This is a genomic window from Nicoliella sp. ESL1149 (genome assembly GCF_058107265.1).
In genome coordinates, this window is record NZ_JBYLUE010000002.1 from 394,233 (window position 1) to 409,438 (window position 15,206).

The window sequence follows — 15,206 nt, forward strand, 5'->3', positions numbered from 1 at the left end:
AAATGCAATTAAGAATTTAAGAACTCCTTTAATTTTAGTGGATTCATTATACAATGATTTTAATTAATTAAATTTCAATAGGAGTTCCGAACATGCAAATAATTAAAAAAAAGTTATTGGAAAATTCAAATGCTTATTTACAAGGGTACGTCCGGCCATCAGATGTTGAATCACAACATTACAAATACCCAGCCGTCATTATCGTTCCAGGTGGTTCATATAACCACATTTCACCTCAACAAGCTGAAAGTTTTGCATTGTCTTTTACAGCTCAAGGATACCAAAGTTTTTATCTTCGCTATAGTTTTGATATGGAGAAACATCCACTAATGCCTTGGCCCTTACTAGAATTAGCCAAATCAGTTGAGTTATTGAAACAAAACGCTTCGAAATGGAATATCGATCCAGACCAAATCGTAATTATTGGTTTTTCAATCGGTGGTCACATCGTTAGCCTCTTCAATAACCTTTATCAAAATCCGAAATTCTTGGCCCAAACTCATTCTAAGGAATCACTTAAGCCAGCTGCAACGATTCTCTCCTATCCAGTGATTGACCTTAAAATGGGTTTCCCCAAAAAAGAAGAAACCATTTCAAATTGGGTCAATGCTGATTATCAAATTAGAGCTGAAGATGGTGTCAATGATAACAACGTTCCCACTTTTATTTGGCACACTGTTGATGATCCATTCGTTCCAAGCATCAATTCATTAAAATATGCTGAAGCTCTTAATGCTCATCATATTGATAATGAATTACATCTTTTCCATCATGGTCCCCATGGGATGGGGATGGCAAACGACCTTACGGCTTGGAACTCTAAATCCAGCGATCCACATGTTGCCCAGTGGTTCCCACTTGCTTTAGAATGGTTGAATGATATTTTAAATAAATAAAGAGTGATGAAATTAATCATCACTCTTTTCTTTTTAATATTTAGAATTTCTAACAAATCTAAATTGACGTAACCACGGAGCCACTCTTATATATAACCACTCTGAGGCTTCTAACCAACCATATGCTAATAACGCCGCTCCAATTGTATCTGTTGGATAATGAGCATTTAGATATACCCGTGATAACATAACAAGAAATACAATTATAATACACAACGTTCTTAAAATAACTTGGGTACTTTGTTTCTTGAAAAGGGGCACAACTAAAACCCAAATAATAGATAATACCAAAAAACTTCCCATGACATGTCCACTTGGATAACTAAAACCCGTATCACTTGCCATATGCATCATTGGTCGTGGTCTTTGGATCAAATGTTTAATGATCGTTCCAATCACGTCACCACCGATTATTGTGAATAACGCCCATAATGCAGGTATTTTATACTTAAATCCCCATAAAAGAAACGCTGTTATGAAGACCCATAAAAGATCCATTTTAGGACTGGCAATAGCGGAGATAAAAGTATAGAAAAATTCTTTTACTCCACTTTGACGACCTTGAACGATTGAAGCAATCGTTGAATCCAAAAAATTTAAAAATGCTGAATTAAAAGCTACTGAAATGGTAACAAATAAAGATGCGAGCAAAGTAATTATAAACCGAAAGCCTCGGTTCGAATCCCTTTCAATTAGCATTAAATCCTCCTCGAAATAATTAATTACCTTAATTATACCACAATAAATAATTCATTTATTTCAATGAAATGTACTATAATTAAAGTATTCTACTAATAGACTAAGGGAGTTGAATTGTCTATGTTAAGCTCTGCTTTATTGATGATCATGGTTGGTGTCTTTGCAGGAATTGGGGGTGCAATCCTTGGATTAGGTGGGGGAATTATTGTTACCCCCATTTTAACTTTAATGTTTGGTTTAGACATTAAATATGCTATTGGGGCTAGTATTATTGTTGTTATTGCGACTAGTTCTGGATCTACAATTGCTTATTTAAAAGATTCCGTTTTGAACTTAAGAGTCGCTATGTTCTTAGAAATTGCTACCACAATTGGAGCCGTTGCTGGATCATTATTGACCGGCATTCTAAATCCAAAATATCTTTATCTTTTATTTGGATTGTTGTTAGTATTTTCTGCATTCAACATGATTCGCAAATTACGAAGTAAAGATGATGATACTGGAATTTATAGTGATGATAAATTCGCTGCAAAATTACAATTGAATGGCCAATACTTCGATAAACAATCTAAAAAAACGATCAAATACCAAGTTACCAACATTCCTGGTGGTCTATCAGTAATGTTTGGGGCTGGATTAGCGAGTGGCTTGTTAGGGATTGGTTCTGGAGCTTTTAAAGTGATTGCAATGGATACGTTCATGAAAATGCCGTTAAAACCATCTAGTGCGACCAGTAATCTAATGATGGGAGTCACAGCCGCAGCAAGTGCAACTGTCTATTTCTTTAATGGTTCAATTCTTCCTAATATTGCGGTTCCACTAGCATTAGGAATTTTAGTGGGTGCCACGATTGGTTCTAGAGTTATGCAAATTCTCCCCGTCAAACTAATTCGAATTGTTTTTATTCCAATTTTAGCTTACATTGGAATTAATATGCTTTCACAAGGATTTGGGGTGAAGTTATAATGAAGACACCAAAAAAGACTAATTTAACCTCTGAAATGAATGATATCGAGTTGATCATTGGAAAGATCCTCCGAATTGGAGTTCTGATTTCAGCAACTATTATGATTATTGGTTATCTTTTATTTGCCATCAGCGGAAAAAGTGGTTATCCTGCTCACGTTGTGCCAACGTCTTTTAAAGTCATCTTACCAGGAATCATTCATTTAAAACCATATGCAATTATGATGTTTGGCGTTTTTTGTTTGATTTTAACACCTGTTTTACGAGTCGTTGTGTCTATTTATTCCTTCTATAAGGAACACGATATGATGTATGTCTACATCACCTCATTCGTCCTATTAATTCTAATTATTAGTTTCTGTATTGGGGCCATTAAATAATAAAAACCGTTATGAAGTTTATTCATAACGGTTTTTTATTTTTAGCCCGCCGTCTTAATCGTAAGATATGATAATGTCGCGGTGAACGATAATGACGAGCTTTAAAAATTTCTTGATTGAATAGTTCCGAGGCTAGAAAACCAGCAGCTATCGAGCCAGCAATAAAAATAACTTGAATCATATTCGCTTTGGCGACACTATACTGAGTCATCGCCAATGAACGCATAACTTGATAAGCTTGTCCACCAGGAACTAATGGCAATAATGCTGGAATATTATAAATAATAACGGGCAAATGCTGCCGTCTAGCCGCTATCATACTAAATACCCCAATTGCAAAAGTCCCCCAAAAATTAGCTCCAATGTAGCCACCAATGAAAGTGATGTATAGATAATAAATGACCCAAGCAATAACTCCAACTATACCTGCAAAATTCAAACTGCGGCGTGGCGAATTAACAATAATTCCAAATCCAATCGTTGCCACGTAAACAAAAAAGATATCAATTAAAAATTGCGAAAATGACAATGACAAACAGCAATCCCTCCTAAAAAACAGTTAATGCAAATGCAACTCCACACCCTAATGAACAAGCAATCAGTAACGCTTCCAATCCTCTAGCAGGCCCGCTTAATAAGTTTCCCGCTAAAGCATCCCGAACCGCATTTGTAATTGGTACCCCTGGAACTAGCGGCATGATTCCACCAATCACTAAATCATCCATACTATTTCCTAAATGTAAGCTAATGGCTAAAATTGACAACCCGCCAACGACAAATGCTGCAAAAAATTCACTCATAAATTGCACATGAATTCTTTCAGAAAGTAAATAATAGGTAATCCAGCCCATTAACCCAACTAATGATGCTGCTAAAAAATCTGTTGGATCATTTCGAAAAACAACTTCCAATGTTCCACTAATCAATGCAGCTGAAATACATTGCATCCAAAATGGAAAATCATTAGTTTGTTTATCGATATGAAGTAATTTCATATAAAATTGTCGTAATGAAATCTTCTTTTCCGCAAATTGACGTGAATAATCATTGACCGTTGCTACTTTTTCTAAGTTAAAACTCCGTTTTTGAATCACGGTTACCTGCGCCCCAACCCGACTACTAGCAGACATAATTATCCCAGTCACCGTCACATATGCTCGAGCACGATAGGCATGGGCATTTTCCGCAATTCGATAAATCGTATCGGTAACTCGGCTCATTTCGGAGCCATTTTCAATCATAATTTTACCAGCGAGCAAACATGTATCGATAATCAAAACGTCCTTGCTTACCTTTGCCATTCTATCAACTCCATCTTTTATTTATTAGCTGGTTCGACAAATATATGGTGAGAAGCTTTATAGCTAACTTCAATTTCTTTATTGTCAGTTAAATTAACGACTGTAATAGGGCCCTCAAAAGGTGAATGTTTAATTACTTGTAACTTATCTCCAACGTCTAATTTAATATCCCCTAAATAAGTTAAAAGGTCATGATTATCAATAAAACGTTGAACTCTGACAATTTCACCATCTTGAGTATCATTTAAAAGTGTATGTGAATCTTCGATATAATGCCCTTGCATATCAGGAATTGCACCACCATGGGGACATCTTGATGGATGATTTAATTTTTCATATAATGCCTTCATTAAACGTGGGCTGGAATCATGTTCTAAAACCTCAGCTTCATTATTAACATCGGCAGCACTATAACCGAGTTCTTGGACCAAATACACTTCCCAAATTCGATGATTTCGAACTAAATGTTCAGCAATTTTCATTCCTTCATCAGTTAAAGTTACCCCAGCGTATGGAACGTGTTTGGCTAGTTTTTGATCAACTAATTTTTTAATCATTTCAGTTACTGAACCTGGAGCCACTCCCAACGCCAATGAAATTCTTTTATTAGAAACTTGGTTCTTTGTTCCACCAAGTTCAAAAATAACTTTTAGGTAGTCTTCTTTCATTGGACTAATTTTTTCCATTTTTTAAACATCCTCACTTCTATTTATCCATCATTGAATTTATGTTTTACGAAATCGCTCTAAAAAGATATAATTAGATTATAACCCATTTAGTAACAGCTAACAAAAGTAAGCAAAAAGGAGTTTTCAACATGAGTAAGGACTTAGTTGATTTTAGTGAATTAAGTGATGATGCTAAGCAAAATGCCATCACTGATTTTGCTAAGTTTTACATTGAATTAGTTAGAAAAAACGATATGGAACTTATCACTTCATATGATAAGAACGGGATCGTTCAAGATATTAATCGAGATTTATTCACCAATCAATACAACACGATTAATAACATCATTAAGGATTCTGTTTCAGACCGCTCTAACAAGTACGGGATGCTTTTAGAAAACATTGATCAAAAGTTTTTTGAAAACGGAAATCCTGAACTTGAATGGCCAAAATGGTATGCTGCAAAGTACCAAAAAATTGCCCGTGGGCTTTAATCTATAAAATAAATAACGTGAGTTTTAATTAATTGCTAATTAAAATTCACGTTATTTTTTTACTATTTTGATTAACCCTTATTAAAGAATTGTGCCGTTCGACCACGATTGACCTCAATTTGAATCGTAACGTGATCAACATGGTACTTTGTCTTCATCAATTCGTTAATTGGAACATATATTTTCTCAGCTTCACTAACTAACATATCATCTACATTAATGTGAGCAGAAAAGATAATACTATTTTCATCAATCATCCAACTATGAACATGATGAACACCAATCACCCCATCAATTAACATTAAGTCATGCTTGATTTGGGGATAATCTAAATTAGCTGATCCTTGCATTAAAATCTTGGAAGTTTCTTTAATTACTCGCCAAGTTTCAAATGAAATGTAAACGGCAACTAAAATAGTAACAATCGGGTCAGCAATCGTCCAACCAAAACATTGAATCAAAATTCCAGCAATAATAATTCCAAATGAAGAGAGTGAATCACTCAACAAGTGAAGATATGTTGCCCGAATATTTAAATTGTGTTTTGATCCATGACTAAGCATTCCAGCTGAAATCACGTTTGCAACAACTCCAACTACGGCAACCCAAAACATCAATCCACCATCAATTTTTTCTGGATGAAAAATTTTTTGAATAGCTTCAACAAACAAGAAAAAAGAAAGTACCAATAGAAAAATTGAGTTTAAAAAAGCCGAAATAATTTGAGCTCTTTTAAAACCAAATGTATTCTGTTGTGTTTGAGGCCTTAAACTAACCCGATGAGCCCAATAACTCATTACGATTGAACCAGAGTCTCCTAGATTATGCACTGCATCAGAAATCAATGATAAACTTCCTGATAGGAAGCCGCCTAAAAATTCGATGACGGTAATTACAACATTTAAAACCGTTACAAAGAAGAAGCGTCTTCCTGATAGATCATGTTCGTGCATCTAATCACCTCCTCATATTTACATTATCGTAGCATTTTTTTGAAATGTAAATATGGTAAAAAGTAAGTGATTTTAAACTAAAATAATCTGATAATTCCTAGGATAATCAAAATTAGCCAAGCAAGAATGGAAATTCCCATTAAAACCAAGAACCACATTGCTGGATGATAGGATACTTTTAAAGTACTTATTCCAGGTTTAATCGGAATTTTTAACACGCCAATATCACTGGTAACAAAATTTTTTAAAGGCTTCCCATTAAGCGTCAAACTAGTATGTGCATATTTAAAGATGGATGTTTTTATTGTCTTAGTATGATCAGTACGATTATTTAGTCTTACAAGCATTTCACCATCCTTAACGGTATTAGTTGGATGCTCCGTTCTTTCAATAATTTGCCGTTTATATTCACCATATGGTCCTAATTTATGATAATCAGTAATAATCATTTTATGCTTTAGTGGAACGTAATCCGGCGTTGGTTTGTAGACCAGGCTTAGAATCTTTTTCGTATTGCTAGAGCGAAGAGCATTTCTAAGATGTTTGGGATTTTTATTCGTTACATAGTACAAATTAGTTTTATTAATTACTTTTGGACCATTAAAAACTGATATTTTATAATCAACATTTTGTAAATCTTTTCTTACCAATAAAATAACTACCAATACAGACAGACCAATCGCTATATATCGTGACCATTTGATTGATTCATCAGATAAACAAATTCCAACTGATAATAATAATAAAACACAAGGGACAACGAATAGTCGAACTGGATCTTGTAAAACTGAATCAATTAATGGAAAATAATGTTCCAAAGTTGCCCATGGAAAATAATGAGTCGAAATCCAGAAAACAAAAAAACCAGTTAATGAAATTGTTTTTACATAAATTGAAATATGTTTCCAACGGAATAACAAATACAATAAAACAATTATAAATAAAATAAGTGTGCTATGGGGTACTCTTGTACCTCCACCTAACAAATGAATTGATGAACTGGCAATTGGATATTCAGGAACTGTCGGTAATAAATTATTAGATAGGGAAACCTCGAGTAAGCCTCCCCAAACATTTGCCGCTAAAATTAATGTTAAAGCAATTGCTTTTAATAAATCTAGTATCATTTTTTTCTTATTACTAGATAACATTAATCCGACCATAAAAAACGGAATCAAAGTAATTACACAAATGGCAGTTGTAACATTATGAACTTGTAACATCAGAGTCATAGCTAACGCTAATTTTATCCAATGAATTTTATGTTCACGCATCATATTAGTTCCCATTAACATGATTAATGGGAAGAATGCTGCACCCCAAGCTGTAAATCTTTGACCATTAATCCAATACAAAATTGGCATTGAAAACATATAGGTAACTGCTATTAACATCCCTAAAATTTTTTTAACATTATTAGCAATACACAAATGATACATGAGGATTCCCGATAAAAATAAAATTAAGAATGTTGTTATAATCTGATAATTGACCCAATTTTTAGCAATTAATAATATTGCGCCATTGACATAAGCAAAAGCAGGACCATAAACAGCATTAACAATTCTACCAGATTGATTAAAACCAAAAAAAGTTGGAAAATAATTATAATTACCTGTTTTAATTTGCATCATTGCATCGTAAAAACGATTCATATGAAAAAGTGAATCTATACCAATAAATGCAGCTTGCGCGTGCCACTGTGGAATAATCGTAACGAAAGCCAATAATGTAATGATTAAATATGGGTAAAGCACTTGAAACTTATTTTTTAAAGAATTATTCATTTTTATTTCCTTCTACTATAATCATTATTCTTCAACCATTCGCCAATCACCCTCATTAGCTCGTGAAATTAAATTAATGAACTTTAAGACATGAGCAGCACGGTCTTTATTATGCTTTACTAATTGATTTAGTCCCTTTCCAGTCGTCATTGGTTCTCCAAGACTAAAGTCACCATTGTTAAATTGTCCTTCGGAAAATGCAATTACCGTTTGACCAGTTTCAATTTTAGTAAAAATAAAAAAGATACTGTAATTATCATCAGCCTTCATGTATGCAGGCATGGCCCAAATATCATCAGCAATTTCTTGCATCTCTTCGTTTAAATATCGATAATCCTTATGATTAGCCTTAGTAATTGGTTCTTTTAAAGTAAATAACATGTTATCGAATACTGGATCACCAATTTTAATATTATCTTCCATTTTACTAGTTCCTCTCTAATTCTTGTTTTTGTTTAATCAAAGCTTTCTTTTCATCAATGATTAACTGTCTTTCATCACGTAGATGATTCAGTTCAATTCGTATTTCACCCAACATTTCTAATTCAATTTTTTCAATTTCCAGACTATGAGGCATTTGATTCTGGTTCAAATGATCTAACTTAGCATGTAAAATCCGCAATTCATGTTCTGATTTTAAGTTAACATGATAATCGTTCTCAGAATTAAGCCGATCATGTTCAGCTGTCCGATTTTGGCTCATCATGATAATGGGGGCCTGAATCGCAGAAATGCAACTTAAAGCTAAATTTAATAAAATAAATGGGTATGGATCAAAATGAGCTCCCATTAGATGAAAAACATTGATTATCATCCACCCAATTAGAAAAGACACAAAGAAAAAAATAAATCCCCAGCTACCACCAAAACGAGCAACATTATCTGAAACTCGTTGACCAAAAGTTAAATGTTGATTTAAAGTTTCGTTAACGTCAGTAACTTGATAATCATCATTTGATAACGTTCTGGTTAGTTTCCGGTTTATTTTTTTATTTCTGGATTGATCTGTATTAATCAATTTTTTCACCTGTTGAAGTCTAAAACTCAAGAGATGATGATTGCAAACAAATGCATTATCATCAGCTTTAGGAAATTGATGTTTAATCAAATTTCTTAAACTACCATCCAATTCAACTAATGTTTTCCCCTCATTTTGTGGACACACTTGTTCATCCACAATACAATGACGCATCTTTACATCTTCAATCATTTTCACCCCGTTATTGAATTAATTTTACAATTTCAGCTGGTATCCTTGTTTTAAGCATAACCTCTTTATCATAAAATGGATCAACGAACGTTAGTTGATGTGCATCTAAAGCTTGATGATCTACCCCATCAATAATTGGTCCATCATATAATTGATCACCAATCAATGGATGCCCAATTGATGCTAAATGAACTCTAATTTGGTGCGTTCGTCCAGTTCGCAAAGTTAATTCGACCAATGTCCGATCATCCAAACGTTTTAAAACCTTGAACTCAGTTATTGCTGATTGTCCATCTTCTAATATTTGGCGCTGAATCTGATTATCAACTCGACCAATTGGTCGATCAATAATTCCCTGATCATCATTAATAATTCCAGAAACAACCGCTAAATAGCGTTTATGAATTTTTCTTTCCTGATTCATTTGAACAGCAATACTATTAGCTAATTGATTTTTAGCAATCAATAATAAGCCACTAGTATATCGATCTAATCTTGAAATAAGATGAGGCTTTATGTTTTCAGAACCATGATTGATTAAATATCCCTTGACCCGATTCACTAACGTATCTTCACGATTACTAGGTCCAGGGACAGATGTCAGTCCTGCTGGTTTGTTAACGATCAACCAATTACTATCCTCATAAGCAACATCAATTGGTCCGTTACTAATTAAAACAGTTGGATCACTATCTTCTGGTGGTAAATCAATCCCTACTAAATCATTATATTTCAAGAGCACATTCGTGCGTTGAATCTTTTGATTAACTTTAACATTATTATTATTTCTTAATTTTAAAAATAAACGATGACTAACTCCACGTTGACGTAAAAAATTCTTTAAATGAATTGGTTCAGTTGCTTTAAAAGTCCATTGAAATTGCATTATTAACCTCTTATCAAATAAAAAAGGAGATGACTAAACAGCCATTTCCTTTTTAATTTATTCCCATTCAATAGTTGCAGGTGGTTTACTCGTAACATCATAGACTACTCGGTTAATTCCCTTAACGCCGTTTACAATTTCGGTTGAAATCTTGGACATTAGGTCCCAAGGAATATGTGCAAAATCAGCTGTCATCCCATCAATGGATTTAATTGCTCGAATGGCAATCGTATATTCATAAGTTCTTTCATCACCCATAACTCCGACACTTCGGAAACCAGGTAAAACAGTAAAGTATTGCCAAATGTCGTCCTTAAGCCCAGCATCAGCGATTGCTTTTCTTAAAATCGCATCACTATCACGAACAATCCTTAATTTATCTTCGGTAATTTCACCAATGACCCGAATTCCTAGACCTGGGCCAGGAAATGGTTGACGCCATACTAACTCTGAAGGAATTCCTAATTTTTCACCAAGAACCCGCGTTTCATCCTTAAATAATGAACGAAGTGGTTCAATCAATTTAAGTTTCATATCTTTTGGTAGTCCCCCAACGTTATGGTGAGACTTAATGGTTTGAGCAGTATTAGTACCACTTTCAATTACATCAGTATAGATAGTTCCTTGAGCTAAGAAGGAAACATCCTTTAACTTTTTAGCTTCTTCATTAAAGACTTCAATGAATTCTTTTCCAATAATCTTACGTTTCTTTTCTGGATCAGTAACACCCTTTAACTTATCCAAGAATCGTTTTTGAGCATCAACTTTAATGATGTTAACTCCTAAACCATCCTTTAGGTTCTTCATTACTGATTCCGCTTCATTCTTTCGAAGAAGACCATGATCAACAAAAATACAAGTTAATTGGCTTCCAATTGCTTTGTGTAATAATACGGCAACTACACTAGAATCAACCCCACCAGAAAGAGCTAAGATAACTTTCTTATCCCCAACTTCTTTTCTGATACTATCAATTTGTAAATCAATAAAGTCATCCATGGACCAATTTGGTTTAGCGCCACAAATGTCAAATGCAAATTTCTTTAATAAATCAATTCCATATTTAGTGTTCCGAACCTCAGCATGGAATTGAATTCCATAAAAATTCTTTGCAGTATCTTGCATTGCTGTGATTGGACAATCTTCACTTGTTGCAACTGATTCAAAACCATCAGGAACTTTCTTAACTAAATCGCCATGACTCATCCATACAGGTTGTTTTTTAGGAAGACCAGCAAACAACTTCGCATCATTAGCAGTAACATCAATATCAGCACGACCATATTGACCGTTACTAGATTCAACATCACCGCCACCTAAAGTGTAGGCCATTAATTGCATTCCATAACAGATTCCTAAAATTGGGATTCCCAATTCAAAAACCTTGGGGTCAACTTTGAGGGCATCCTTATCATACACACTATTAGGACCACCAGAGAATACAATTCCCTTGGGACCCCATTTTTTGATTTCTTCCGCAGACATATCGTGTGGTTTCAATTCCGAATACACACCAAAGTCACGAATCCGTCGGGTAATTAATTGATTGTACTGACTACCAAAATCCAGTACTAAGATTTTATCAAATGATGATAAATCAATGTTCGCCAATCTTGCCCACTCCTTTAGTTTTATTTAATTTAATAATAGCGATAAATGCTGATAAAAGCAAATAAAATTAGTACTTTCGCAAGTAGATTCCATCGATTCGATGATTGTTAGTTTTATGAATTATCATATCTGCTCGACTTCGGGTCGGTAGAATGTTATCTCGCAGATTAGGTAGATCAATTTGATTCCAAACATCCTTTGCGATTTGAAAAGCTTTTTTGCGATCACCAGTTGCATAATCGTAATAATAATTGGTGGGATTTTGAAATGCTGTATCCATCAACTTACCAAATCGTTCTAGATACCATTTTTCAATTAAATCCGCTTGCGCATCAATATAAATCGAAAAATCAGTAAAATCACTTACGTAAATCTGTTGATTACTAGGTAATTGCAAAGTATTAATTCCTTCAATAATTAAAACATCTGGTCGATCAATGATATCATAACGGTCTTTAATAATATCGTAAGTTTGATGAGAATAAACAGGCGCTTTCACTTCTGGCTCACCATCTTTAACGCGATCCAAAAATGAAATCAACCGATTCATATCATAGCTTTCTGGAAAACCCTTTCGTTCCATTAAATTCCGTCGTTTCAATTCTGATGTGGAATATAAAAAGCCATCCGTCGTAATCAATTGAATTTTTTTCCCATTGAAATAATGTTTTAATAACACTTCTAACAAACGAGCCGTTGTGGATTTTCCAACCGCAACACTCCCAGAAATTCCAATGATAAAAGGAACTTTCCGTTGTTCCTGTTGTAAAAAATTCGCTTTGGTATTCTGCCAATGGTCAAAATGATCAATCAATAAGTGTAAAAGCCGCACTAATGGGATATAAACGTCTTCCACATCCTGGATTGAAATTTCATCGTTAAACGCCTTAATCTTTTTTAAACTTTTTTGTGTTAGTGGAACCGTTGATTCTTTATATAGCTCACGCCAACTTTCCTTACTATAAGCGTAGTAATTAATTAGTGGATGCATCTTAAGCCTCCGTGTGCAGATCATATAACGATTTATTGATATCTTTAAGAATCGGGGTCAATTCCCCATTGGTAATGATTGCTAATTCGTGCATGGAACGGGTACAAATGGTATAAACCAGTTTACGATCATCTTCACCTGGATACGTTTTATCATTTGCATCCCACATCACAACAGTATCAAACTCTAATCCTTTAGCTAAATAAGATGGGACAATGATGATTCCCTTTGCTAGCCGTTGGTTTTCAGTTTGGAGTAGCGTTGCCTTAACATTATCAGCTTTCAATTGAGTGGCTAATTTCTGACACTGAGTTAAGGTTTTCCCGATAATTGCAATTGTTTCATCTTTTCTAGTTTTCAGATAATTTTTTAACGTCACTAATGACGATTGAAAATCTGAAGTTACCATCAATTGTGGTTTGGGTCCATGACGATCGAACGGCTCGATATCACTATTAGGTCCCAAGATAGCGCTACTATAGTTAGTAATTTCAGCAGTTGAACGATAGGATTGATTCAGTTTAATCACGCGGACTTTTTCAGGATCAAAGAATGTCGCCATATCGTGAACTAAATTGTTACTATTATCATGGGTGAAAATTGCCTGATTTAAATCACCAAGTAAAGTAAAGCGAGCATTTGGAAAACTACATTTCAAAAAGGCAAGTTGAAAAGAAGTGTAGTCTTGAACTTCATCAATGAAGAAATAACGAATATCTCTATTACCATGCTTTCCAGTAATTCGATCATACAAAAAGAGATATGGTGAGACGTCGGCCATCGAAATTACTCCAGACTTCATCTGACTAACCGTTTTTTTGATTCCTAATTGCCAATCCTCACGATTTAAACCAACTTGCTTTAAATCAATTATTTCAGGAATTGCCTTTAACATTTTCACAAATTGACGATTGATTGCAATGAATCGATTTCGTTTAATCTGATTCTTGATCGTCCGAAATGCACCAATTACAATGTGCTTAGCTAAGAATTGATATTCAGTATCTGGATTTTGAAAATCTTCAGGATGACTCATTCGAACCGTTTTTAACTGCTCATCATTCATATTTTGAATTGCAGATTCGACCCATTTAGATTTCATCTCTTTTTTCATTTTACGATTTAATCGTTTTAAGAGCGCTTCTTTGGTGTAATCAATTCGATTTCGGAGATTATAGTTGTCATTAAAGCTATAGTAAATTTCTGCAATTTGATCTTTGCTGAATAAGATTTGATCTTGGAATTTAATGTTCTTAAATTGCATTCCTTGTTGATTCAAACCCTTAATAAAACTATCAACAGCCTTAAAGTATGCCAAACTTCCCTTTAAATCATGAACCTTTTTAGCAGTTCCTTTGATTTCATTATCCTGTTTAAAAAGTTCTGCCAACGTTTCGACTTTAAATAATGGTAATCGATGACTAGCATATTGATAAAAGGTCATCTGAACCATATTTTGTTCCCCTAATTCAGGAAGCACTTCATTAATATAGTCGTTGAACAATTGATTGGGTGAAAATAATAACACTTGTCCAGAATTTAAATTACCTCGATAACGGTAGAGTAAATACGCAATTCGTTGCAGAACGGCTGCAGTTTTACCAGAACCAGCAGCTCCTTGAACGAATAGGAGCTCACTTTTAGTATCACGAATGATTTGATTTTGGGTACTTTGGATCGTAGCAACGATACTTTTCATTTTAGTACTGGAATTATTACTTAAATTACTTAGGAGTAATTGATCACCAACCGCTGCTTCAGTATCATAGATCGTTTCAATCTGACCATCTTTAATTTGGAATTGTCGCTTTAACTTGACGTTAACCGTTTGAAGCCCATCTGGAGCTTGATAAGTTACATCACCTAATTTATTTTCATAATAAACACTAGAAATGGGTGCTCGCCAATCATAAATTAAATAATGACCTGGTCGATCCGTAAAAGAGGCTAGCCCAATGTATATTTTCTCAACGTCACTTTCGCCATCTTCTTGGATATCTAAGCGAGCAAAATAAGGCCGTTTTTCTAATTTTTGAATCTGTTTTAAACGATGCGACGCTGAATTAAAGCTAATTCGGCGTTCTGCTAACATTTGTTGTTGTTGTTGAATTGAAACTGATGTTTCCATCATTCCGCTATAAGTTTCAGTGTTCAAACGAACATCATTGTAATAATTTTTTTGAATCGCTGCTTCATCATTTTGAGCAACGTTGATTTTTTTTTGATACTTCGCTTTTGCGGTTCTTAATTTAATCTCAACGTCATCTAAATGATTTTGTTCAGCAATCTTAATTTGATCGGCCATAATAAACCCCCATAAAATAAAAAGTTAGTATAATATGTTATCACAATTTAATGACAAAA

At 34.1% G+C, this 15,206-nt stretch carries 16 protein-coding genes; 4 read left to right on the forward strand and 12 right to left on the reverse strand.

What is annotated here, in order from left to right; all coding sequences use genetic code 11:
- Positions 1 to 92: 92 nt before the first annotated feature.
- On the forward strand, positions 93 to 896 hold the full coding sequence (locus tag AC3B6G_RS02125; protein WP_489848785.1) for a lp_1002 family arylesterase: 804 nt from the start codon (positions 93 to 95) through the stop codon (positions 894 to 896).
- Between the two features lie 33 nt (positions 897 to 929).
- Here AC3B6G_RS02125 and AC3B6G_RS02130 read toward each other — a convergent pair whose 3' ends face one another.
- Positions 930 to 1,595: a phosphatase PAP2 family protein gene (locus tag AC3B6G_RS02130; RefSeq protein ID WP_489848786.1), complete on the reverse strand. Its 666-nt coding sequence runs from the start codon at positions 1,593 to 1,595 to the stop codon at positions 930 to 932.
- 120 nt (positions 1,596 to 1,715) lie between these two features.
- Here AC3B6G_RS02130 and AC3B6G_RS02135 point away from each other — a divergent pair, with 120 nt between their 5' ends.
- Entirely contained in the window at positions 1,716 to 2,561 is an 846-nt protein-coding gene (locus AC3B6G_RS02135) for a sulfite exporter TauE/SafE family protein (protein ID WP_489848787.1), read from the forward strand.
- The gene (locus AC3B6G_RS02140; RefSeq protein ID WP_489848788.1) at positions 2,561 to 2,941 is read left to right on the forward strand and encodes a DUF1634 domain-containing protein; all 381 of its coding nucleotides are present in this window, start codon (positions 2,561 to 2,563) and stop codon (positions 2,939 to 2,941) included. The genes AC3B6G_RS02135 and AC3B6G_RS02140 overlap by 1 nt, the downstream gene beginning before the upstream one ends.
- Positions 2,942 to 2,963: 22 nt before the next feature.
- On the opposite strand, the gene AC3B6G_RS02145 is transcribed toward AC3B6G_RS02140, so the two are convergent.
- The 3 genes from AC3B6G_RS02145 to AC3B6G_RS02155 are packed head-to-tail and all read right to left on the reverse strand — an operon-like array spanning position 2,964 to position 4,919.
- The gene (locus AC3B6G_RS02145) at positions 2,964 to 3,476 is read right to left on the reverse strand and encodes a threonine/serine exporter family protein (RefSeq protein ID WP_489848789.1); all 513 of its coding nucleotides are present in this window, start codon (positions 3,474 to 3,476) and stop codon (positions 2,964 to 2,966) included.
- A gap of 13 nt (positions 3,477 to 3,489) precedes the next feature.
- Positions 3,490 to 4,242, reverse strand: a complete 753-nt coding sequence (locus AC3B6G_RS02150) for a threonine/serine exporter family protein (protein WP_489848790.1) — start codon at positions 4,240 to 4,242, stop codon at positions 3,490 to 3,492.
- A 17-nt stretch (positions 4,243 to 4,259) separates the two neighbouring features.
- Positions 4,260 to 4,919: a metal-dependent transcriptional regulator gene (locus AC3B6G_RS02155; protein WP_489849555.1), complete on the reverse strand. Its 660-nt coding sequence runs from the start codon at positions 4,917 to 4,919 to the stop codon at positions 4,260 to 4,262.
- A 140-nt stretch (positions 4,920 to 5,059) separates the two neighbouring features.
- Here AC3B6G_RS02155 and AC3B6G_RS02160 point away from each other — a divergent pair, with 140 nt between their 5' ends.
- The gene (locus tag AC3B6G_RS02160; RefSeq protein ID WP_489848791.1) at positions 5,060 to 5,404 is read left to right on the forward strand and encodes a hypothetical protein; all 345 of its coding nucleotides are present in this window, start codon (positions 5,060 to 5,062) and stop codon (positions 5,402 to 5,404) included.
- Positions 5,405 to 5,475: 71 nt separating this feature from the next.
- Here the strand turns inward: AC3B6G_RS02160 and AC3B6G_RS02165 are convergent, their stop codons facing one another.
- The 8 genes from AC3B6G_RS02165 to helD form a co-directional block, all read right to left on the reverse strand.
- Positions 5,476 to 6,357: a cation diffusion facilitator family transporter gene (locus AC3B6G_RS02165; protein WP_489848792.1), complete on the reverse strand. Its 882-nt coding sequence runs from the start codon at positions 6,355 to 6,357 to the stop codon at positions 5,476 to 5,478.
- A 77-nt stretch (positions 6,358 to 6,434) separates the two neighbouring features.
- Positions 6,435 to 8,144: a hypothetical protein gene (locus tag AC3B6G_RS02170; protein ID WP_489848793.1), complete on the reverse strand. Its 1,710-nt coding sequence runs from the start codon at positions 8,142 to 8,144 to the stop codon at positions 6,435 to 6,437.
- A 24-nt stretch (positions 8,145 to 8,168) separates the two neighbouring features.
- Entirely contained in the window at positions 8,169 to 8,567 is a 399-nt protein-coding gene (locus AC3B6G_RS02175; RefSeq protein ID WP_489848794.1) for a hypothetical protein, read from the reverse strand.
- A 4-nt stretch (positions 8,568 to 8,571) separates the two neighbouring features.
- Entirely contained in the window at positions 8,572 to 9,354 is a 783-nt protein-coding gene (locus AC3B6G_RS02180) for a DUF1003 domain-containing protein (protein WP_489848795.1), read from the reverse strand.
- A 10-nt stretch (positions 9,355 to 9,364) separates the two neighbouring features.
- Positions 9,365 to 10,240: an RluA family pseudouridine synthase gene (locus AC3B6G_RS02185; protein WP_489848796.1), complete on the reverse strand. Its 876-nt coding sequence runs from the start codon at positions 10,238 to 10,240 to the stop codon at positions 9,365 to 9,367.
- A gap of 57 nt (positions 10,241 to 10,297) precedes the next feature.
- Entirely contained in the window at positions 10,298 to 11,851 is a 1,554-nt protein-coding gene (gene guaA, locus AC3B6G_RS02190; RefSeq protein WP_489848797.1) for a glutamine-hydrolyzing GMP synthase, read from the reverse strand.
- A 67-nt stretch (positions 11,852 to 11,918) separates the two neighbouring features.
- Positions 11,919 to 12,842: a type I pantothenate kinase gene (coaA, locus tag AC3B6G_RS02195; RefSeq protein ID WP_489848798.1), complete on the reverse strand. Its 924-nt coding sequence runs from the start codon at positions 12,840 to 12,842 to the stop codon at positions 11,919 to 11,921.
- 1 nt (position 12,843) lies between these two features.
- A complete protein-coding gene (gene helD, locus AC3B6G_RS02200) occupies positions 12,844 to 15,147 on the reverse strand; it encodes an RNA polymerase recycling motor HelD (protein ID WP_489848799.1) in 2,304 nt (767 codons plus the stop codon).
- Between the last annotated feature and the right edge of the window lie 59 nt (positions 15,148 to 15,206).